Annotated in this window: 20 protein-coding genes; 7 read left to right on the forward strand and 13 right to left on the reverse strand. The window is 61.3% G+C overall.

Annotated features, from left to right (window positions below; all coding sequences use genetic code 11):
* Positions 1–15 precede the first annotated feature (15 nt).
* Genes HX855_RS17580 through HX855_RS17590 form a run of 3 tightly spaced genes read left to right on the forward strand, consistent with a single transcriptional unit; the run spans position 16 to position 2,055 of the window.
* A complete protein-coding gene (locus HX855_RS17580; RefSeq protein WP_003213995.1) occupies positions 16–684 on the forward strand; it encodes an amino acid ABC transporter permease in 669 nt (222 codons plus the stop codon).
* Positions 681–1,331 (forward strand): amino acid ABC transporter permease, encoded by a 651-nt coding sequence (locus HX855_RS17585; RefSeq protein WP_177086672.1) that lies wholly within the window; start codon positions 681–683, stop codon positions 1,329–1,331. The genes HX855_RS17580 and HX855_RS17585 overlap by 4 nt, the downstream gene beginning before the upstream one ends.
* Entirely contained in the window at positions 1,318–2,055 is a 738-nt protein-coding gene (locus tag HX855_RS17590; RefSeq protein ID WP_177086670.1) for an amino acid ABC transporter ATP-binding protein, read from the forward strand. The genes HX855_RS17585 and HX855_RS17590 overlap by 14 nt, the downstream gene beginning before the upstream one ends.
* Before the next feature lie 4 nt (positions 2,056–2,059).
* Here HX855_RS17590 and HX855_RS33670 read toward each other — a convergent pair whose 3' ends face one another.
* The 4 genes from HX855_RS33670 to HX855_RS17610 all read right to left on the reverse strand — a co-directional run bounded on the left by HX855_RS33670 (position 2,060) and on the right by HX855_RS17610 (position 6,633).
* Positions 2,060–2,386 (reverse strand): hypothetical protein, encoded by a 327-nt coding sequence (locus HX855_RS33670; RefSeq protein ID WP_306219160.1) that lies wholly within the window; start codon positions 2,384–2,386, stop codon positions 2,060–2,062.
* A 229-nt stretch (positions 2,387–2,615) separates the two neighbouring features.
* Complete coding sequence (locus HX855_RS17600; RefSeq protein ID WP_177087113.1) at positions 2,616–5,075, reverse strand: fimbria/pilus outer membrane usher protein; 2,460 nt, start codon at positions 5,073–5,075, stop codon at positions 2,616–2,618.
* A gap of 55 nt (positions 5,076–5,130) precedes the next feature.
* Positions 5,131–5,847, reverse strand: coding sequence for a fimbria/pilus chaperone family protein (locus HX855_RS17605; RefSeq protein ID WP_177086666.1), 717 nt, complete (start codon positions 5,845–5,847; stop codon positions 5,131–5,133).
* A gap of 123 nt (positions 5,848–5,970) precedes the next feature.
* The gene (locus tag HX855_RS17610) at positions 5,971–6,633 is read right to left on the reverse strand and encodes a DUF1120 domain-containing protein (RefSeq protein ID WP_177086664.1); all 663 of its coding nucleotides are present in this window, start codon (positions 6,631–6,633) and stop codon (positions 5,971–5,973) included.
* Between the two features lie 474 nt (positions 6,634–7,107).
* Here HX855_RS17610 and ppx point away from each other — a divergent pair, with 474 nt between their 5' ends.
* Positions 7,108–8,610, forward strand: a complete 1,503-nt coding sequence (gene ppx, locus HX855_RS17615) for an exopolyphosphatase (RefSeq protein WP_177086662.1) — start codon at positions 7,108–7,110, stop codon at positions 8,608–8,610.
* Positions 8,611–8,832: 222 nt separating this feature from the next.
* Here the strand turns inward: ppx and ppk1 are convergent, their stop codons facing one another.
* Both ppk1 and hemB read right to left on the reverse strand, forming a co-directional pair.
* A complete protein-coding gene (ppk1, locus tag HX855_RS17620; protein ID WP_177086660.1) occupies positions 8,833–11,061 on the reverse strand; it encodes a polyphosphate kinase 1 in 2,229 nt (742 codons plus the stop codon).
* Positions 11,062–11,079: 18 nt separating this feature from the next.
* A complete protein-coding gene (hemB, locus tag HX855_RS17625; RefSeq protein WP_177086658.1) occupies positions 11,080–12,093 on the reverse strand; it encodes a porphobilinogen synthase in 1,014 nt (337 codons plus the stop codon).
* 229 nt (positions 12,094–12,322) lie between these two features.
* On the opposite strand from hemB, the gene HX855_RS17630 reads away from it, so the two are divergent.
* Positions 12,323–12,961: a DedA family protein gene (locus HX855_RS17630; RefSeq protein ID WP_177086656.1), complete on the forward strand. Its 639-nt coding sequence runs from the start codon at positions 12,323–12,325 to the stop codon at positions 12,959–12,961.
* Here HX855_RS17630 and HX855_RS17635 read toward each other — a convergent pair.
* Positions 12,942–14,177 carry a sterol desaturase family protein gene (locus HX855_RS17635; RefSeq protein WP_177086654.1) on the reverse strand — a complete coding sequence of 412 codons (1,236 nt, stop codon included), beginning with the start codon at positions 14,175–14,177 and terminating at the stop codon, positions 12,942–12,944. The two genes, HX855_RS17630 and HX855_RS17635, sit on opposite strands and share 20 nt — an antisense overlap.
* A gap of 115 nt (positions 14,178–14,292) precedes the next feature.
* Between HX855_RS17635 and elbB the strand changes: the two genes are divergently transcribed.
* Positions 14,293–14,958: an isoprenoid biosynthesis glyoxalase ElbB gene (elbB, locus tag HX855_RS17640; protein ID WP_177086652.1), complete on the forward strand. Its 666-nt coding sequence runs from the start codon at positions 14,293–14,295 to the stop codon at positions 14,956–14,958.
* Here elbB and HX855_RS17645 read toward each other — a convergent pair.
* The 5 genes from HX855_RS17645 to HX855_RS17665 all read right to left on the reverse strand — a co-directional run bounded on the left by HX855_RS17645 (position 14,955) and on the right by HX855_RS17665 (position 20,791).
* Positions 14,955–15,407, reverse strand: a complete 453-nt coding sequence (locus HX855_RS17645) for a YaiI/YqxD family protein (protein ID WP_177086650.1) — start codon at positions 15,405–15,407, stop codon at positions 14,955–14,957. The two genes, elbB and HX855_RS17645, sit on opposite strands and share 4 nt — an antisense overlap.
* Positions 15,408–15,409: 2 nt before the next feature.
* Positions 15,410–17,305 (reverse strand): FTR1 family protein, encoded by a 1,896-nt coding sequence (locus tag HX855_RS17650; RefSeq protein WP_177086648.1) that lies wholly within the window; start codon positions 17,303–17,305, stop codon positions 15,410–15,412.
* 180 nt (positions 17,306–17,485) lie between these two features.
* The gene (locus tag HX855_RS17655) at positions 17,486–18,118 is read right to left on the reverse strand and encodes a LysE family transporter (RefSeq protein WP_177086646.1); all 633 of its coding nucleotides are present in this window, start codon (positions 18,116–18,118) and stop codon (positions 17,486–17,488) included.
* A 199-nt stretch (positions 18,119–18,317) separates the two neighbouring features.
* Positions 18,318–18,881 carry a mechanosensitive ion channel family protein gene (locus tag HX855_RS17660; RefSeq protein ID WP_177086644.1) on the reverse strand — a complete coding sequence of 188 codons (564 nt, stop codon included), beginning with the start codon at positions 18,879–18,881 and terminating at the stop codon, positions 18,318–18,320.
* Positions 18,881–20,791 (reverse strand): ATP-binding cassette domain-containing protein, encoded by a 1,911-nt coding sequence (locus HX855_RS17665; RefSeq protein WP_088422115.1) that lies wholly within the window; start codon positions 20,789–20,791, stop codon positions 18,881–18,883. Before HX855_RS17665 ends, HX855_RS17660 begins: the two co-directional genes overlap by 1 nt.
* Before the next feature lie 50 nt (positions 20,792–20,841).
* Here HX855_RS17665 and HX855_RS17670 point away from each other — a divergent pair, with 50 nt between their 5' ends.
* Positions 20,842–21,303 carry a TIGR02444 family protein gene (locus tag HX855_RS17670; protein ID WP_177086642.1) on the forward strand — a complete coding sequence of 154 codons (462 nt, stop codon included), beginning with the start codon at positions 20,842–20,844 and terminating at the stop codon, positions 21,301–21,303.
* Here HX855_RS17670 and HX855_RS33890 read toward each other — a convergent pair.
* Positions 21,300–21,537: hypothetical protein (locus HX855_RS33890; protein ID WP_218644347.1), on the reverse strand; the 238-nt coding region annotated here is incomplete at its 5' end. The two genes, HX855_RS17670 and HX855_RS33890, sit on opposite strands and share 4 nt — an antisense overlap.

Consider the following 21,537-nt stretch of genomic DNA (forward strand, 5'->3'; position numbering starts at 1 on the left):
TAACGAGGGTTAGATATGGCCTATCAATTCGACTTTGTGCCGGTGCTGGCCAATACCGATCTGTTGCTGCGCGGTGCGCTGTTCACCCTTGAGCTGACCGCCATCGGCGCGGTGCTGGGTGTAGCGCTGGGAATCGTCGGCGCGGTGGTGAGGGCGTGGAAGATCCAGCCGTTCAGCTGGATCTTCGGGGTGTATGTCGAGTTGATCCGCAACACGCCGTTTCTGGTGCAGTTGTTTTTTATCTTCTTCGGCCTGCCGTCCCTCGGCCTGAAAATCACCGAATGGCAGGCGGCAGTGCTGGCGATGGTGATCAACCTGGGGGCCTATTCCACAGAAATCATCCGCGCCGGGATCCAGGCCATCCCCCGCGGGCAACTGGAGGCGGCGGCGGCGCTGGCGATGACGCGCTTCGAGGCGTTCCGCCATGTGGTGCTGCTGCCTGCGCTGGGCAAGGTCTGGCCGGCCCTGAGCAGCCAGATCATCATCGTGATGCTCGGTTCGGCAGTCTGCTCGCAGATCGCCACCGAAGAGCTGAGCTTTGCCGCCAACTTTATCCAGTCGCGCAACTTCCGCGCCTTTGAAACCTATGCACTGACCACCCTGGTCTACCTGTGCATGGCGCTGATGATCCGCCAATTGCTCAACTGGATTGGCCGTCGCTATGTGATGAGGAACGCCCGATGAGTGATTTTTCCTTCTGGGACATCGTGCGAAACCTGCTCACCGGCCTGCAGTGGACGCTACTGCTGTCTCTGGTAGCGTTTATCGGCGGCGGCGTGATCGGCTTGCTGGTGATGATCCTGCGCATCAGCAACAAGGCCTTCCCGCGCAATGTCGCCCGTACCTACATCGAACTGTTCCAGGGCACGCCGCTGTTGATGCAACTGTTCCTGGTGTTCTTCGGCGTGGCCTTGCTCGGCGTGGATATTTCGCCCTGGCTGGCGGCGGCGATTGCCTTGACCCTGTTTACCAGCGCCTATCTGGCCGAGATCTGGCGTGGTTGCGTCGACTCCATCGCCCACGGGCAATGGGAGGCGTCCGCGAGCCTGGCCCTCAACCCGCTTGAGCAATTGCGCTACGTGATCCTGCCCCAGGCCCTGCGCATTGCCGTGGCGCCGACCGTGGGTTTCTCGGTGCAAGTGGTCAAGGGCACCGCCGTGACCTCGATCATCGGCTTCACCGAACTGACCAAAACCGGCGGCATGCTCGCCAACGCTACCTTCGAACCCTTCATGGTCTATGGCCTGGTGGCGCTGGGTTACTTCCTGCTCTGCTACCCGTTGTCCCTCAGTGCGCGCTACCTGGAAAGGAGACTGCATGCCTCTGCTTAGAATTTCTGCCCTGCATAAATATTACGGCGACCACCATGTACTCAAGGGCATCGACCTGACGGTCGAAGAAGGCCAGGTGGTGGCGATCATCGGCCGCAGCGGCTCGGGTAAATCCACCTTGCTGCGCACCCTCAACGGCCTGGAATCGATCAACGACGGGGTAATTGAAGTCGACGGCGAATACCTCGACGCCGCCCGCGCCGACCTGCGCACCTTGCGCCAGAAAGTCGGCATGGTGTTCCAGCAGTTCAACCTGTTCCCGCACCTGACCGTGGGCGAGAACGTGATGCTCGCGCCGCAGGTGGTGCAGAAAGTACCCAAGGCCAAGGCGGCGCAACTGGCGCGACAAATGCTCGAGCGGGTCGGGCTCGGGGAGAAGTTCGACGCCTTCCCCGATCGCTTGTCAGGCGGCCAGCAGCAGCGGGTAGCCATCGCCCGCGCACTGGCCATGTCGCCCAAGGTATTGCTGTGCGATGAAATCACCTCGGCCCTGGACCCGGAATTGGTCAATGAAGTGCTCAGCGTAGTGCGCCAACTGGCCAAGGATGGGATGACGCTGATCATGGTCACCCATGAAATGCGTTTTGCACGGGAAGTGGGTGACAAGCTGGTGTTCATGCACCAGGGCAAGGTGCACGAAGTCGGCGATCCGAAAATCCTGTTTGCCAATCCGCAGACGGCTGAGCTGGCCAACTTTATCGGTTCAGTGGAGCGGACGGACTGATGCATCAGGCCCCGGGAGCCCACTCAAAACCACCCTGCCCCTCAACTATTGTTTCATCCCTTACGGCCAGCAAAGCAATGGGCAGGAAGGTCTCGACGTTGACCAAGGCGGTAAAGCGGCGCCCAAGCACCGGCACACCGGCCACCTGTGCAACGAGCCTATGGCCTGGCAACAATAGGCCGGGCGCCGGCTCGTCAGACGAGGGCGATGTCACCAGCTCAACGTTTTTTCCATCGATTTGAGCCGATTGCAGGCTCAGCGTGAAATGCCCCTGGCGCCCAAACCGAAACCCCTGCGCGCCAGCGGGTACACCGGTGAAACGCAACGCCATGGGTACCGGCACCTCACAGGCAACGCTCAGGCGAAGCGTGCGCGTGCCCAGCGCAATCTGTGGCGAACCCCGCTCGGCTTGGCGAACCACACCGTAGTCAACCCGAGGTTGGTTCAAGGACACACGACAGTTATGTGCCTGGGCCTCATTGGCCAACATCACCACAAAAAGCAGCAGATAGAGGAACAGCCCGTAACGCAAGCGCCCACATTCAAAATGCCCTGCGGGCTCAGAGGGTACGGCAGACCGCCGAAGCTGTTTCATAGAATTTGTCGTCATTGGATTCTGGCTCAAGGTGCAGTTGCAACAGGCAGGTGGTTGAGTCTGGCAAGGCGATACTCAACGCCCGCGACTCATCCAGGCTGTTCAGGAAAACCATGCCCTCACCCACTACGCTGGTCAGGAAAGCATTGTTGCTGTCGAATACCGAGGCCCCTTGCGGCAAAGGTTGTCCCTGCGCGTTCCGAACCTCCAGTAATAAACGGCGCACTTTCACCACCTCAAAATCGATCGTGTTGAAAGAACCGCGTCCGGCGGCCAGGACCTTGGTACCGTTCTTCAGGTCGACGCGCCTGGGCAGGGACTGGGTTTGCACTTCAACATTGCTGCTGTGGTAGGCAGGCAGGCTTGCGATCACCGCCTGCCCCCGATAATCAGTCCAGACGGGCCCTTGCGGGGTCGAGACCTTGGCTGCCCCCACATCGCCCACCGAGACGATTCCAAAGGTGTCCTGGATCGCATAGGGCGAGAACGTCATGCCCCTCTCGTGAGCCACGACACCACCTTGCAATTGGCCGGTATAACCTGTGCCCAGTGAATCACGCCGCACGCCCAATCCCAGCTGGGTGTAACGCGGCATGACATTCAAACGGGCCTGAGCCGACTGGGTACGGCTCGCCTGCTCACGAGCGACACCCACTTCATAGTTCACATAATCGTTGACCCGATCACTGAACGCGGTCCCAAGATCGACCCTCTCACCACGCCGACTGGCATACGACGTGACGCGACGATCCCCGCCAAACGGCACGGTGACCTGAAGCCGAAGCGAAAGCCCCTTGTCTGACGCCTCACGGCGCTCGTCTCGAAGGGTATGTTTGAGCTTGCGCGGTCGAGAGCCGCCCACCCGGGAGTCCGCAATCACTGCCACCTGGGTGCCATTGAACTGCTGATTCCATGAGGCAAATACGTGTTCGGCCGATTGACCATCAAATTGCGAACTGCGGGAGTAACTGACCGAGAAGCCTCCCAACGACTGATCTGCCCAGCTCAAACCCAACGTGTATTGATTCTTGAAACGGGCCTCCAGTTCGTCATGACGCGTCGACTGCCCCGCTTCCAGTACTTCACGATAGCCCCGCGTCTGGGTCGTGGCGCTCACATTCATTTCAACGCCGGCAAACAGCGGGCTCCCCAGGGAAACGGCGCTGCGAGCCCCGCTGACGTGATCCTGGCCATCGCGAGACAGGTTCTGACGCACGCCAACCGACAGGCGTTGGAAAAAAATACTGCTCAACGTTCCCCCCGCCGCGTGGTACTCGTCGGTACTCAACAGGCCAAACCCCAGCGAAGAGTCCCGCCCCAACCCCCAGGTTCCACTGCCCATCGCCACCACCGGAGGTTCCCCGGCATCAAGCCTTGCCCCACGCACCTTGCCCAGGGAGAAGTAATAACCCGGTACCACCGGTACCGCCCCCGCAAAGGACGCGGCGGGCACGGTAAAGCTATGCCTGCTGCCGCGAGTGCCCATGACACTGACCTCAAGATCGCTGGTGCCATTGAGCAATGACAGTCCGGTCAATGTAAACGGGCCTTCCGGTACCAGTGTCGTATGGATCAGTACCCCTGCCTGGCGCACCTCAACCCGGGAAGGGTTTTGGGCCAAGCCTTCGACCACCACACTGCTGCTGCCACCCGGACTGCGCGACCGGCCATCGGGCGAGAGCTGGAAACCTGACATCTGTAACCCGCCGAACACCGGGTTGTTGCTGGAAATTTGCCCGGCCTGGAAGGTCGACTTCAGGGGCGCAAGATCGCGTTGAGCGTATGCATTCACATGCTCACTGCTGCTCTTGCCATTGTCGGAGACATAGAACTGGCGACTGCGAACAATCCAGTTCCCGATATTGAATCCCGCCTCGGTATAGGCCGAAACGGAGCGGGAAGAGCCGCTGCTGAAGCGGTCCTCGGCCCCCTGCACGTCGTAATTGAACAAGGCTGCCGATCCGCCTTGGGAAAAGCTCCCGGCATCCCACTCGGGCTCCCGCATTGACTGGGTGGGAACGACCAGCGATACCTCATCGCTGCCAGGGCGCAGCCTGATAATCGTCGCAGGATACTCGCCGAGAAAGTCATGACACGCCTGATCGGGAGCAATGCCCTGTCGAAGAACGACGGTGGGCACCCTTAACCCGGCCTTTTCCAGCAGAGCCGGGGTAAAACACAACTGTCCCTGGTAATCGAAACGCGCCTCTACCAAGCCCAATGAGTTGCCATTGACCTGCAGCCCCACCACATGTGCGCCCTCGCGAAAGCGCGCCGCGCTGCGAAAATACTGGGCAACCTTCGGGTCGATTCCGTTCGCAGACAGAACGGCGAGATCAAAACCTTCCCCCAGCTCAAGCGCCTGTAATGGAAGGCTCCAGAGCGTTGCCAGGCCGATACAGGCCCGGGAAACCGAGGTTCGCATGGGCGGTGCAGAAAGGCCCAGACAGTTTGCATCAGCAGCATCTCTCATAAGCCGATCAACCCGCCTCGACAACAATGGAGGCTTCGTAGGCGGTCGCCGAATAACCGTAAACCGTCGCCGGTTGAATCTCGACTCCGCTGACCCGGGCCACCCCCTCTCCGGCGCTGGTCGATAACACCTCGCCAGGCAGGATATAGGTACGCGGCAATATCGCCGGGCGCCTCGACGGCAGCAGGTGCACCTCCAGTCCCATCCGCACAACGTAAGCACTGTCGTTATGAACCGTCAGCCGATTGCCCCGCAGCGTCCACTTCAGCAACTTCCAGGGCTCTTGATGGCGCGGCAAGCCTTGTGGATGCAAGATCAATGGCAAATCCTGTCGAATGGTAATGCCAATGGTCGCGCGCCCTTCGGCGCGCACCTGAGGAATGCCTTCAAAGGTGACGCGCTTCAAACGCTGAGTCTTGAGCGGCTCCTTCAAGGTACTGATAAACCGCACAAGCTGAGTGTCGCCAGGCTCGACACGGGCGATAGGGGGTGTAACGATCAATAGCGGTTCAGGATCTTCCGGAATATTTTGAATGACCGAATGAAGTAAAGCCGGACCCGCATCCGTATTTTTTACGTTGATCGTCGCCTCACCGTTCTCTTCATAAAGAATAACGACGGATGTTTCTGGCTCCATTCCATCCGCCATTGCACCGCCACTAATCCAAAGAAACAAATTCCCACACCAGAACAGGGTAATAACCGCGCTTGAAAGACGACTCATTGAGCGCTACCCGTAAACAAATAAAGTGCCATTAATCACCAGAAAATACATATGCGCATATAAACAGCCAGCACGAAGCCGCAGTGCATTACCGCCTGCCAAATGCTGGCCGTGTTTATAGAGTTAGATCCGAGTGACGACCAACGTGGCAAGTCCATTCAACGGAATGTCTTTGCTGAGATCCAGCGCACTGCCACGATTGATAACGGCCCTGACTACGAGAGTGCCAGTGACTGAAGTGACCGAGGCTGGAGTCGGGCTGGTATTACGGCTCCAGGAGTGTTGGTAAGGATGCTTGTCTACCCGGCCGTCACTGCTGTAGAGCCAGGCACCGCCGGAGCTTGTCCTTTTAAGCGGGTAAAGAGCAGTTCCGGCGCTGGTCAAGCTGGAGAGCCTGACCGAATAGCCGCCGGTGCGGTTGGTCCCGACCATGCCAAGACCAAAGTTCTGGCTCTCGGGAAAGCCGGTTCCCAGGATACCGGCCACGGTACTGGCTGCCTGCGTGTCAGTAACGGACAGTGCCATCTGAGCCGCTGCCGTACCGCAGTTGACGTTCAGGGGCAGCGTCTTTTCTTGCAGGGGGAGGAAAGAGGACGTCGGAATGTTCGACGCATTGATCGTGCCGTAATCAACAGTGCCGCCGGTGGCCCCGAGGCTTACCGTGCATGCCGCTGGTTTAATGGTGCCGATGACCCTCAGGTTCCCGGAGCCACTTGTATCTGCTTGAGCGCCAACACTTACCGCCAGGTACACGATACCTATTGCCAAACCAAATTGTTTTTTCATGTTCATCCTGTCACTGAAAGTTATCAGGTGCACTGGGTTCACCGGGCAACTCCGTGCCCAACAACTATCAACCTTGATAGGCGAACCACAAATAAATAACACCACGGCACAATCGCCGAGTGACAGTCTCTCTCGTTAACACCCAGAGAAAGAATGAGACGGCGCCCTATCTAATGTCAGAACGGTAAAAAAATAATGTCCCCTTAAGTCATCCCGCTAGTAGTCCTGACTTAATTATCGTCTAAAACAAAATAACCCACCTATGTAGGGATATTCGGAGACCCTATTAAAATTAGAAAAAACTATTATTCCTCCTGCCCTAAAGACCAATCGCCAGGAATATCGAGAATCGCCCTACACTTCCCGCAAATTTTGCTCCAAGACACCGGTGGGAAAATTCCCCGAGCACTTCGCGTTGGCGTCAGCGGTTGATCGTGGCACGATGGCGAGGTTATCGACCGAGACCCCTTAACCATGCCGCAATCCCAAGCCAAGAATCTGTCCCTGATCGCCGCCATCGACCTGGGCTCCAACAGCTTTCACATGGTCGTGGCCAAGGCCCAGAACGGCGAAATCCGCATCCTTGAGCGGCTCGGCGAGAAAGTGCAACTGGCTGCCGGGATCGACGACGAGCGCCAGCTCAATGAAGAATCCATGCAGCGCGGACTCGATTGCCTGAAGCGCTTCGCCCAACTAATCAACGGCATGCCCCCGGGCGCCGTGCGGATCGTGGGCACCAACGCCCTGCGGGAAGCCCGCAACCGTGGCGAGTTCATCCGTCGCGCCGAGGAGATCCTCGGGCACCCGGTAGAGGTGATCTCCGGCCGTGAGGAAGCACGCCTGATCTACCTCGGCGTGTCCCACACCCTGGCCGACACACCCGGCAAGCGCCTGGTGGCCGACATCGGCGGTGGCAGTACCGAGTTCATCATTGGCCAACGCTTTGAACCGCTGCTGCGCGAAAGCCTGCAGATGGGTTGCGTGAGCTACACCCAACGCTATTTCAAGGATGGCAAGATTACCCCGGCCCGCTACGCACAGGCTTACACGGCGGCGCGGCTGGAGATCATGAGCATCGAGCACGCCCTGCACCGCCTGACCTGGGATGAGGCCATCGGTTCGTCCGGCACCATCCGCGCCATCGGCCTGGCACTCAAGGCCGGCGGCCATGGCACTGGCGAGGTCAACGCCGAAGGCCTGGCCTGGCTCAAGCGCAAACTGTTCAAGCTGGGAGATGCCGAGAAGATCGACTTCGACGGCATCAAGCCCGACCGCCGCACGATTTTCCCGGCGGGCCTGGCGATCCTCGAAGCGATTTTCGACGCCCTCGAACTGCAACGCATGGACCACTGCGACGGCGCCCTGCGTGAAGGCGTGCTGTACGACCTGCTGGGCCGCCATCATCACGAGGACGTGCGCGAGCGCACCCTCAGCTCGTTGATGGAGCGTTACCACGTCGACCTGGAACAGGCGGCGCGGGTTGAACGCAAGGCACTGCATGCCTTCGACCAGGTTGCGGCGGACTGGGACCTGGAAGACGGCGTCTGGCGCGAACTGCTGGGCTGGGCGGCCAAGGTGCATGAAGTGGGGCTGGACATCGCCCACTACCATTACCACAAGCACGGCGCCTACCTGATCGAACACTCGGACCTGGCGGGCTTCTCCCGCGAGGACCAACAGATGCTCGCGCTGCTGGTACGCGGGCACCGCCGCAATATCCCCCGGGACAAGTTTGCCGAGTTCGGCGCCGAGGGCATCAAGCTGATTCGCCTGTGTGCGCTGCTGCGCTTTGCGATCCTGTTCCACCACATCCGTGGTACCCAGGAAATGCCGCAGGTGGTCCTGCGCGCCAATGCCGACAGCCTGGACGTAGTGTTCCCGAAGAACTGGCTGGATGAAAACCAACTGACCCAGGCGGATTTCGCCCAGGAAGCGGAATGGCTGACGCGGGTCGGGTTTACGCTGAACGTGCGCTGATACGATCTACTGTGGCGAGGGGGCTTGTCCCCCGTTGGGCTGCGAAGCAGCCCCAAAACCTGCAAAACCAATCTGACAGACAGGGCGATCAGGGGCTGCTGCGCAGCCCAACGGGGGACAAGCCCCCTCACCACAAAAGCATCCCCTGCTCTGTTGATGCCTATGCGCCCCAAAAAAAACGGCCCTCGAAAGGGCCGTTTTTTTATGCCGCCAAATCCAGCCTCAATTCACCGTCAGAATCGGGCTGCCCAGCTTCTCCAGCAACGTCGCCTGGGCGCTGCGCGGGTTCTGGTTGCCGGTCGGCGTGTTGCGCACGTAGCGCCCATCCGACTGCAGGCTCCAGCTGTGGGTGTTGTCGGTGAGGTAACTCTCCAGCTCCTTCTTGACCCGCATGATCAGCTTCTTGCCTTCCACCGGGAAGCACGTCTCCACACGCTTGTCGAGGTTGCGCTCCATCCAGTCGGCACTGGAAAGGAACATCTGCTCCTCGCCACCATTGAGGAAGTAGAACACCCGCGTGTGCTCCAGGAAGCGCCCGATGATCGAACGCACGTGGATGTTATGGGAAACCCCGGCGATACCCGGACGCAGGCAGCACATGCCTCGCACCACCAGGTCAATACGCACGCCCGACTGGCTGGCCTTGTACAGCGCGCGGATGATCTTCGGATCGGTCAGCGAGTTGAACTTGGCGATGATGTGCGCCGGTTTGCCTTCCAGGGCGAACTGGGTCTCGCGGGCAATCATGTCGAGCATGCCCTTCTTCAGGGTGAACGGCGCGTGCAGCAGCTTCTTCATGCGCAGCGTCTTGCCCATGCCAATCAACTGGCTGAACAGCTTGCCGACGTCTTCACACAAGGCGTCGTCGGAGGTCAGCAAGCTGTAGTCGGTGTAGAGCTTGGCGTTGCCGGCGTGGTAGTTGCCGGTGCCCAAGTGGGCGTAACGCACGATCTCACCGGCTTCACGGCGCAGGATCAGCATCATCTTGGCGTGGGTCTTGAAGCCCACCACACCGTAGATCACCACCGCACCCGCCGCTTGCAGGCGGCTGGCCAGTTGCAGGTTGGACTCTTCGTCGAACCGCGCCCGCAGTTCGATCACCGCCGTCACTTCCTTGCCGTTACGCGCGGCATCTACCAGCGCATCGACGATTTCCGAGTTGGCGCCGGAGCGGTACAGGGTCTGGCGTACAGCCAGCACGTGCGGGTCCTTGGCCGCCTGGCGCAGCAGGTCGACCACCGGGGTGAAGGACTCGAACGGGTGCAGCAGCAAGATGTCCTGCTTGCTCACGACGCTGAAGATGTTCTCGCTGTTTTGCAGCAGTTTCGGGATCTGCGGGGTGAACGGCGTGTATTGCAGCTCCGGGTGGCTGTCCAGGCCGGTGATGCTGAACAGGCGCGTGAGGTTCACCGGGCCATTGACCTGATACAGCTCGGTCTCGCTCAGGTTGAACTGCTTGAGCAGGTAGTCGGACAGGTGTTTCGGGCAGGTGTCTGCCACTTCCAGGCGTACCGCATCGCCGTAGCGACGGGAGAACAGCTCACCGCGCAGGGCACGGGCCAAGTCTTCGACGTCTTCGGAGTCCAGCGCCAGGTCGGCGTTACGGGTCAGGCGGAACTGGTAGCAGCCCTTGACTTTCATGCCCTGGAACAGGTCATCGGCGTGGGCGTGGATCATCGACGAAAGGAATACATAGTTATCGCCAGCGCCCCCCACCTCTTCCGGTACCTTGATGATCCGTGGCAGCAAGCGCGGCGCCGGGATGATCGCCAGGCCCGAGTCGCGACCGAAGGCATCAATACCTTCCAGCTCGACGATGAAGTTCAGGCTTTTGTTCACCAGCAGCGGGAACGGGTGCGTCGGGTCGAGACCGATCGGGGTGATGATCGGCGAGATTTCATCGCGGAAGAAACGGCGCACCCAAGTCTTGAGCTTGGTGGTCCAGTAGCGGCGACGGATGAAGCGGACCTGATGTTTTTCCAGTTCCGGCAGCAGAATGTCGTTGAGGATCGCGTATTGGCGGTCCACATGGCCGTGCACCAGTTCGCTGATGCGAGCCAGGGCCTGATGAGGTTGCAGGCCGTCGGCACCGGCTTGTTCACGGGCGAAGGTGATCTGCTTTTTAAGGCCGGCGACGCGAATCTCGAAGAACTCGTCCAGGTTGCTGGAGAAGATCAGCAGGAACTTCAACCGCTCCAGCAACGGGTAGGACTCATCCAGCGCCTGTTCCAGCACGCGGATGTTGAATTGCAGTTGTGACAGCTCGCGATGGATGTACAGGCTGCTGTCATCCAGGTTGGTAATCGCAACCACCGGCGCCGGTGCAGCGGCTGGGGTTTCGGCGACCACGGCCGGCGGCGCCGGCTCCAGCTCCGGCGGGGTCTCGGTGACCTGTTCAACCACCGGGTGAGCGTCTTTTACGGCAACTTCTGTGAGTCCTTCGGTATTCATCGAGTGTTCCTGTGAGGGCTAGTGTTGCTCTCTAAGCAATTGGGCGGCGCGGGCGGCGAAGTAAGTCAGGATGCCATCGGCACCCGCACGTTTAAAGGCAGTCAGGGATTCAAGAATCACCCCTTCACTCAACCAACCATTCTGGATCGCGGCCATGTGCATGGCGTATTCACCGCTGACCTGATAGACAAAGGTCGGCACCTTGAATTCATCTTTGACCCGATAAAGGATGTCGAGGTACGGCATCCCGGGCTTGACCATGACCATATCGGCGCCTTCGGCCAGGTCTGCCGCCACTTCGTGCAGGGCTTCGTGGCTGTTGGCCGGGTCCATCTGGTACGAGGCCTTGTTGGCCTTGCCCAGGTTCAGCGCCGAGCCCACCGCATCGCGGAACGGGCCGTAATAGGCGCTGGCGTACTTGGCCGAGTAGGCCATGATTCGTACGTTAACGTGGCCGGCCAGCTCCAGGGCCTCGCGAATCGCCTGGATGCGGCCGTCCATCATGTCTGACGGTGCCACCACCTGGGCGCCTGCGGCGGCGTGGGACAAGGCCTGCCTGACCAGCGCATCAACGGTGATGTCGTTCTGAACATAGCCTTCTTTGTCCAGAATGCCATCCTGACCGTGGGTGGTGAACGGGTCCAGGGCCACATCGGTAATCACCCCCAGCTCCGGAAAGCGTTCGCGCAAGGCACGGGTGGCGCGCTGGGCGATACCGTCCGGGTTCCAGGCTTCGGCGGCGTCCAGGGACTTGAGTCCGGACGGCGTGACCGGGAACAGCGCCAGCGCAGGAATCCCCAGCTCAACCCAGTTCGCGGCCTCTTCGAGCAGCAAATCAATGGTCAACCGCTCCACGCCCGGCATCGACGCCACCGCTTCCCGACGATTTTCACCGTCCAGCACAAACACTGGCAGGATCAGATCATTCACCGTCAGGACGTTTTCTCGCACCAGGCGACGTGAAAAATCATCACGACGGTTGCGACGCAAACGGGTGGCGGGAAACAGGCGGTTGGCGGGGGTAAAGCTCACGGCAGACTCCTGAGCCCGGCTTGACGGGCGAGCGTGACAGTTATAAGCGGCCATTATGACGAAGGAATTACAGTTGTGGTTAGCTCATCCCATGTAAGGCGACGGGCATGCGACCCGTAGTCGCATTCGTCGTTTATGTAGGAATTGTTCACTTCGTGACACATCTCGATACTTTCATGAATGTTCACGAAGGCGTAGGCTGCGCGTTCATTTCGCCAGCACCCAAACCATGCTTCAACAATTTCTGCATGACTTCGGCTACTTTGCGCTGTTCCTAGGCACCTTTTTCGAAGGCGAAACCATTCTGGTTCTCGCAGGCTTCCTGGCGTTCCGTGGATACATGGATATCAACCTGGTGGTGGTCGTTGCCTTCTGCGGCAGCTACGCCGGCGACCAGCTGTGGTATTTCCTGGGGCGCAAGCACGGCCGCAAACTGTTGGCACGCAAGCCACGCTGGCAACTGCTGGGCGACCGAGCGCTGGAACATATCCGCAAACACCCGGACATCTGGGTGCTGAGCTTCCGGTTTGTCTACGGTTTGCGCACGGTGATGCCCGTGGCCATTGGCCTGTCGGGCTACCCGCCGGGTCGATACCTGTTGCTGAACGGGATTGGCGCGGCCGTGTGGGCCGCTGCGCTGGGCGCTGCGGCTTACCATTTCGGCGCGGTACTGGAAGGCATGCTGGGCAGCGTCAAGAAGTATGAGCTGTGGGTGCTGGGCGCCCTGCTGGTGCTGGGCCTGGGCTTGTGGCTGCGCCGGCGCATCAAGAACGCCCGCCTGACCCGTGAAGCGTGCGCCGCTGAAAAGGTCCGCCTGGCGGCAGGCGAACCGGAAAAGACCGAGAAGCCTACGACGCCAGTCGAGTAAGCCGGTCTCTGCAACAGTAGAGGCCGATGCCGCTGAGCAAGCTGTAACTGACCAGGCCCAGCCAGCCCAACGAGCTGGCCGGCCACAGCCCCACCAGCGGTGCCAGCCACACCAGTGGCACATTCAGCGCCAGGCGCACCAGCTCAGCCTTCAACGCCCACGGGCGATTCTCCAAAGCCACCCCCAGGGTGAACAACCCCAACGCCATCGCACTCCAGCCCAACACGAGGGCCGCGGTCGGCAAACCCTCGCCGAAATTCATCAAATAGCTGCCAAACCCCACGTACGCGGCAAACTGCAGGGCGACGTAAATCTGTTGGCGCCCCTCCAGCGGCACCTCGAATTTACGGAACTGGCTCAAGTCCGGCTTGGCCATCGGGTACTTCGCCGCCACATCCGCCGGGCGCCAGCCGGTGCGCATGAACCAGATGCGCAGCTTGTCCCACCGGTTTTCGGTACGCCGCGCATCACTCCACAGCTGGGCATAAAACTGCAGGTTGGCCCACAGCGGGTTCCAACTGGCCAATGGCGTGGTCACGCCAAAGATCACCGGTTCGTTATCGTCTTCTTCCTGGAAGGAGCCAAACAGGCGGTCCCAAATAATGAACACCCCGCCGTAGTTGCGATCCATGTACAGGGCGTTCTGTGCATGGTGGGCCCGGTGATTGGACGGCGTGACGAAGAACCACTCGTACCAGCCGAGCTTGGGCACATGGCGCGTATGCACCCAGAATTGATACAGCAGGTTGAGGGACGCCACGCTGATAAACACCACCAGCGGCACGCCCAGCACGGCCAGCGGCAGGTAGAAGATCCAGCTCAGCAGGAAGCCGGTGCTGGTCTGGCGCAAGGCGGTGCTGAGGTTGTAGTCCTCGCTCTGGTGATGCACCGAGTGCGCAGCCCAGAGGATGTTGCGCTCATGGCCCATGCGGTGCAGCCAGTAGTAACAGAAGTCATAGAAGACAAAGGCAAACACCCAGGTCCAGACGCTCTGGGCCGACAGCTCAATGATCGCCAGGTGCTTGAGGGCGAAAGCGTAGGTAAGAATGCCCACACCCTTGGTCAAGAGCCCGGTGGTGGTGGACAGCACGCCGGCGCTGAGGCTGTTGATGGCGTCGGCCACCCGGTAATTGCGTTGGCCGCGCCGGTAGTCGGCCAGCAGCTCGACCACGATCAAGGCAATGAAAAACGGTACCGCGTAAGGGACGAAGTTCATGGGCAAGTCCGGTCAATTATTGTTACATCTAGAGTAGGTGTAGCGGCTGGATATCCCATTGGCAATGAGTGACAAATGAGTAGACATTTAACGCCATGAATCAGGAGAAATGCCCATGAGCAAAAAGATTGCAGTGATCCTTTCCGGCTGTGGCGTGTACGACGGCGCCGAGGTTCATGAAAGCGTGATCACCCTGCTGCGCCTGGACCAGCGCGGCGCTGAAGTGCAGTGTTTTGCGCCGGATATTGCCCAGTTGCATGTGATCAACCACCTGACGGGCGAGGAAATGCCCGAGTCGCGCAATGTGCTGGTGGAGTCGGCGCGCATTGCCCGGGGCGAGGTGAAGGACATCCAGGAGGCCAACGCCGAGGATTTCGACGCACTGATCGTGCCCGGTGGGTTTGGCTCGGCAAAAAACCTGTCGAATTTCGCGGTGGAAGGCGCCGGGTGCAGCGTCAACCCGCAAGTGCTGGAACTGGCCGAAGCCTTTGCCGAAGCAGGCAAGCCAGTCGGGCTGATCTGCATCTCGCCGGCCCTGGCGGCGAAGATCTATGGCCCGGGCGTGACCTGCACCATCGGCAACGATGCCGACACCGCGGCCGCCATGGACAAAATGGGCGCCACCCACCAGGAATGCGCGGTCGACGACATCGTCGAAGACAAGGCCCGCAAGCTGGTGAGCACCCCGGCCTACATGCTGGGCAAGCGCATCAGCGAGGTGGCTTCAGGCATCAACAAGCTGGTAGACCGGGTACTGGAACTGACCCACGAGAACGATTAGGCCTTCATCAGCCGGGTCAGAATCCGATCCAGTGAGTTGGCAAACGCCTGCTTCTCCTTGTCCCCATGGGGCGGCGGGCCGCCGCCCATCTGGCCTTGCTCACGCAGATCGGTGAACAGGTTACGCACCGCCAGCCGTTCGCTCATGTTCTGCGGGCTGAACTCCTTGCCTCGCGGGTCCAGCGCCGCCACGCCGTTCTTCACCAAACGGTCGGCCAGGGGCACATCGCTGCAGATCACCAATTCGCCAGGCACCGCGTGTTCCACCAGGTAGTCATCGGCCGCGTCCGGGCCGCTGGGCACCACGATCAGCTTCACACACGAGAAGCTCGGCTTGATCTGGCTCTGGCCGGCCACCAGCACCACTTCGAACTGGCGCTTGAGGGCGAACTTCACCACTTGGTCCTTGGCCGCCCGCGGGCAGGCGTCGGCATCGATCCACACGCGCATGGCTAGGCCACCACGCGGCGTTTTTCAGCCAGCCGGCTGCGGCCGTACAGCACCACAATCGCCAGGATAGCCACGGCTTGGGCGCTCAACGAATACGCGTCGGCGTGGATGCCCAGCCAATCGAAGTCAAAGAACGCCACGGGCCGGGTGCCGAAGATCCCGGCTTCCTGCAACGCCTTGACGCCATGCCCGGCGAACACCACCGACAGCGCGCACAGCAGCGCGGCGTTGATGCCGAAGAACAGCGCCAGCGGCAGTTTTGCCGAGCCCCGCAGAATTACCCAGGCCAGGCCTACCAACAGCACCAGCGCCGTGGCGCCGCCGGCCAATACCGCGTTGTGCCCGGCAGGGCCAGCCTGGAGCCACAGGGTTTCGTAGAACAGGATCACTTCGAACAGCTCGCGGTACACCGAGAAGAACGCCAGCATGGCAAAGCCGAAACGCCCGCCACCGCCCACCAGGCTGCTCTTGATGTAGTCCTGCCAGGCCGCCGCGTGGCGCCGGTCGTGCATCCACACCCCGAGCCACAGCACCATGACGCTGGCAAACAGCGCCGTGCAACCTTCCAGCAGCTCGCGCTGGGCGCCGCTGACGTCAATCACATACGCCGCCAGGGCCCAGGTCGCCAGCCCGGCCAGCAGCGCCAGGCCCCAACCGACGTTCACGCTGCGCACCGCCGATTGCTGGCCGGTGTTACGCAGGAAGGCGAGGATCGCCGCCAGCACCAGAATCGCTTCCAGGCCTTCGCGCAGCAGGATCAGCAAACCGGAGATATAGCTCAGGGACCAACTCAGGCCATCGCTGCCCAGCAGGCCGGCGGATTCGGTGAGTTTGCCCTTGGCCACGTCCAGGCGCTGCTGCACTTGCTCGATCGGCAAGCCGTCCTGCAACGACTGCCGGTAGGCCATCAGGGCCTTTTCGGTGTCCTTGCGTACGTTGGCGTCGACGTTGTCGAGGGAGCTTTCAACCAGCTCAAACCCTTCCAGATAAGCCGCTACCGAGAGGTCGTAGGCCTGCTCATGCTCGCCATTACGGAAAGCAGCAAGGCTTTTGTCCAGGGTGGCAGCGGTGTAATCGAGTAGCTGCGCCGGGCCACGCTTGACCTGCGGCGGTTGGGCGCGCTGGGCACGAAAGGTGGCAACGGCGTCCGGGCCTTCGGCGGCCAGCACTTCATTGGGGGTCTGGCGCGCGAGGTCGGCGAGGTTGAAGGACTTTTCGCTTTTCGCTGTAGCCGGGTCAGCGGTGAAGCCGGCGATGTAGGTAGCCAGGTCCCAGCGCTGACGGTCGTCCAGTTGATCGGCGAAAGACGGCATGTCGGTGCCTTCCACACCCAGCCCAAGGGTGTTGTAGATCGCATAGAGGCTTAAACGGTCGAGGCGCGCAGCATCCCGCAGGTTGGCGGGCGGCGGGGTCATACCGACGCCTGCGGGGCCATCGCCGGCGCCGGCGGCACCGTGGCACACCGAGCAGTTCTGGGCGTAAAGCGGTGCGCCACGCGTCGGGTCTGGAGTTATGGCCGGGGCCTGGCTGACTTCATACGCCACCGCCAGCTTGGCGCCCAATTGCCGGGCCTGGCGGGCAACCGCCGCGCCATCCTGATGGGTGGTGACGGCTGCCAGCAGCTCATCCACGCCCTTGATCAGCTCAGCGCGCTCGGGCTTTTCCGGCAATTGAGCCACCAAACCCTGCAAAACCCCGAGAAACTCCACCTGTTCGCGGTATTCAGAATCATCGATGACCTTGCCTGCCTCCACCGTCGGCGGGTAGTCCGCGCCGATGTAATCCAGTAAATGCAGGGCCTGGGGTGCGCCCTCGGCAGTGGCGGCCAGCAGGTTGAAGCTGCACGACATGATTGCCGGCAACACCAGCCAGGCCAGAAAACGGGAGGGGGAAATCATCAATGAATCTCAAAGGTAAACAAGAAGTAACATATTGTTTAACGTTAAGACGTTTGACTCAAGGCGTTAGTGACTGGGCGGGGGCAATACCGGGAGATTTTGGATAAGGGGCCAGGCAACACCAAACAAACTGTGGGAGTTGGCTTGCCTGCTCCCACAGTTTTGATCCGGTTTCGTCAGTTACGCCGTCGCGCGATGCAGGCTGGCCAGGAAGCCGGCGGCGCCGACGAACAACCCGGCAAACGTACGGTTCATGCGCTTCTGCTGCTTGGGTGTGCGCAACAGGCGCAACACTTTCGAGGCCAGCCCGGTGTAGCCGGCCATCACGATCATGTCCACGCAGATCATGGTCGCGCCCAGGATCAGGTATTGGTTCAGCAACGGCGCCTGCGGGTTCACGAACTGCGGCAGCACCGCCAGCATGAACACCAGGGCCTTGGGGTTACTGGCGTTGACCAGGAACCCACGGAACATCATCGCCATCGGCTTGCCGATCGGGCGAATCGCCGCGTCATCGCTAAGGTCGGTAGGCAGCGCGCGCCATTGCTTGATGGCCAGGTACACCAAGTACGCCACGCCAAACCATTTGATCGCGTAGAAAGCGGCCGAGGAAGCCGCGAGAATTGCGCCCAGGCCTCCGGCAACTACGGCGATTTGCATCGCCAGGCCCAGTTGCAGGCCCAGGGCATTCCAGTAGCCGCGCAGGAAACCGTATTGCAGGCCGCTGGACATCGACGCAATGGCGCCGGCGCCAGGAGAGAGACTGATGACCCAACTGGCCAGGAAAAAGGCCAGCCATGTGTCGAGTGCCATACACACCTCAGAGCTGAGTTTGTTGAACTTTCTAAACTAACGCTGCTGCCCGAGAAATGGCTACAAAAATTTTGGTCTGGGCCTTTGTGGCGAGGGAGCTTGCTCCCGTTGGGTTGCGTAGCGGCCCCAAAAAAACGGGAGCGCTACGCACTCCAACGGGAGCAAGCTCCCTCGCCACAGCAAGCTCCCTCGCCACAGGTCAAGGCAGCACATCGCTGCCGCGCCAACGGCGTACCGAGCGCTGGAAAAACAGACTGTTGGGCACTTGCACCATGACGCTGCCCGTCCCGGCCTCTTCCACTTCGATCAGTGTGGTGTAGAGCAGGTTGATCGCCACCACCCGACCTTTGACGCCAGGCTTGTCGACGGTATCAACCAACTCCACCACATCGCCCAGGCGGAACGGTCCGACGGTGAAAATCAGAATGGCGCACAGCAGGTTGGACAGCACCGACCACATGGCGAAAAACGCCACCGCCGCCACCGCCACAAAGCCCGACAACGCCGTCCACAGCACCGTGGCAGAAACGCCCAGGCGCTCCAGCACAAAGATCAGCGCACTGCCCATGATCAGCCAGCGCAGGCCACCGCGCAGGGGCATCAGCAACTGCGGCGGGAACGGGTAACGCTCCCCCAGACGGTTCAGGCATTTGGCGACAAAACGCTGGGCGAAGTAACCGGCCAGCAGGATCAGCAGAATCTGCAGGGCCACCCAGATCGGCGCGATCCATTGGGCCGGCAGCGGCAGTTGCAGCGCGTCCATCAGGACAGCGCCTCCAACTCCGCTTGCAAGGATTCCAGCAATTCGAGGGCTTCCATCCAGGTCTCCTCCAACTGCGCTTCACGCACCTTGAGCTTGGCCTGTTCGGCCAGCAGGTCGCGCAATTCATCCTTGCGGGCCGGCTCGTACACGGCGCTGTCGCCGAGGCTGGTTTCGATCTTGGCCAGCTTCTCGTGGATTTTGCCCAGCTCGGCTTCCAGCTTGTCGGCCTCACGCTTGTGCGGGGCCAGTTGCTGGCGCAACGCAGCCGCGGCCTGGCGCTGGGCTTTCTTGTCGGTCTTGTCCGGGTTGACCGGCGTATTGCTGACCGGCGCGTTGCGCAGGCGGTAGTCCGACAGCCAGCGTGCGTAGTCTTCCAGGTCGCCGTCGAATTCCTCGACCTTGCCGTCAGCTACCAGCAGGAAGTTATCCGTGGTGCTCTTGAGCAAGTGACGATCGTGAGACACCACCAACACCGCGCCGCTGAATTCCTGCAGGGCCATGGTCAGCGCCAGGCGCATTTCCAGGTCGAGGTGGTTGGTGGGTTCGTCGAGCAGCAATAGGTTTGGCCGGTCCCAGGCGATCAGCGCCAGGGCCAGGCGAGCCTTTTCACCCCCGGAGAAGTTCAGCACCGGCTCGTCGATGCGCGCGCCACGGAAGTCGAAACCACCGAGGAAGTCTCGCAGGGTTTGTTCGCGTTCGGTCGGCGCCAGGCGCTGCAGGTGCAGCAACGGGCTGGCCTTGGCGTCGAGGGAGTCCAGCTGATGCTGGGCGAAGTAGCCCACAACCAGGTTCTCACCGCGCACCAAGCGACCGGCCAAAGGCTGCAATTCGCCCGAGAGGTTTTTGATCAGGGTCGACTTGCCCGCGCCATTGGGGCCCAGCAGGCCGATTCGTGCGCCGGGGGTGAGCTGCAACTTGACCTTCTCAAGGATGGTCTTGTCGCCATAGCCCAGGCGGGCGTCGGACAGGTCGAGCAGCGGGCTGGAGATTTTCACCGACTCGCGGAACACAAAGTCGAACGGTGAATCGACGTGGGCCGCCGACAGTTCTTCCATGCGCTCCAGCGCCTTGATCCGGCTCTGGGCCTGACGGGCCTTGGTGGCCTGGGCCTTGAACCGGGCGATGTAGCTTTCCATGTGCGCCCGTTGCGCCTGTTGCTTCTCGTAGGCTTGCTGTTGCTGGGCCATACGCTCGGCGCGCGCACGCTCGAAGGCGCTGTAGCCACCGCGGTACAGGGTGATTTTCTTCTGGTCGACGTGGGCAATGTTGTCGACCACGGCGTCGAGGAAATCCCGGTCGTGGGAAATCAGCAGCAAGGTGCCCGGGTAGCTTTTCAGGAAGTCTTCCAGCCACAGGATCGCATCGAGGTCCAGGTGGTTGGTCGGCTCATCGAGCAGCAACAGGTCCGAGGGGCACATCAGTGCCTGGGCCAGGTTCAGGCGCATGCGCCAGCCGCCGGAGAAGTCGGCGACCGGGCGGTCCATCTGTTCGTTGGTAAAGCCCAGGCCGGCGAGCATCTTGCGGGCGCGGGCGTCGGCGGTGTAGCCGTCGGCACTGTCCAGCTCCGAGTGCAGGCGGGCCTGTGCGGCGCCGTCCTGGGCTTTCTCGGCCTCGGCGAGGTCGTGTTGCACCTGGCGCAGGCGCAGGTCGCCATCGAGCACGTAGTCGATCGCAATGCGGTCCAGGGTGTCGATCTCCTGGCGCATGTGGGCGATGCGCCAGTCGGCCGGCAGCAGACAATTCCCGGAGTCGGGCGTCAGCTCACCCAGCAGCAAGGCGAACAGCGTGGATTTGCCGGCGCCGTTGGCACCGATCAGGCCGGCTTTGTGACCGGCGTGCAGGGTCAGCTCGGCGTCTTCGAGAAGACGTTGCGGGCCACGCTGTAATGTTAGGCTTTGAAGTCGGATCATAATGGCGGCGGAGTCTACCAGCTTCGTTGGCCGCTGGCTTGGGTGTGAATATGTGCGCTGACCTGTGGAGCTTTGCCCTTTCGACTTACGCCCGCCCGGGTGCCGAGGACGCTTGCCTGCGCTTGCAAGCCCAAGGGGCTGATGTGTGCATGGTGTTGTGCGGGTTGTGGCTGGAGCGACGGGGAGTGGCGCCGGAACCGACGCGTTTGCAGGCACTGCGGCAGATCGCCGGGCCGTGGCAGGCCGATGTGGTCGCGCCGCTGCGGCACGTACGCACGCAATGGAGGGCCATGGCGCAGCACGATGCTGAGCTGGGCGCGTTACGGGAGCGGGTCAAGGCACTGGAGCTGGAAGCCGAACGGCTGCTGTTATCGCGATTGGAAGGCGTGGCGCAGCATTGGCCGATGGCCGAGGTGAACGATCAAGCATGGCTTGAAGGACTGACGGCCGGAGCCGCCAACCTTGACCACGACGCGCTGCATCAGCTGCGCGCCGCGGTCACCGGCACTTAGGAAGCGCTGGTTGGGGTGACGCTTGGCGCTGCCGGAGCAGGCGTGCTGCTGGCCGGTGCGGTTGGGGCGGCGGTGCTGGCAGCAGGTGCAGCCGGGGTCGCAGGCTTGGCAGCTGGAGTCGCTGGTTTGGCCGGTGCAGGCTTGGCGGCGGCTGGCTTGACTGCTGGTTTTGCAGCAGCGGGCTTGGCAGCAGCAGGTTTTGCGGCTGGCTTGGCGGCTGGTTTCGCAGCAGCA

The sequence above is a fragment of the Pseudomonas sp. IPO3778 genome (genome assembly GCF_013386825.1).
Lineage (GTDB): Bacteria > Pseudomonadota > Gammaproteobacteria > Pseudomonadales > Pseudomonadaceae > Aquipseudomonas.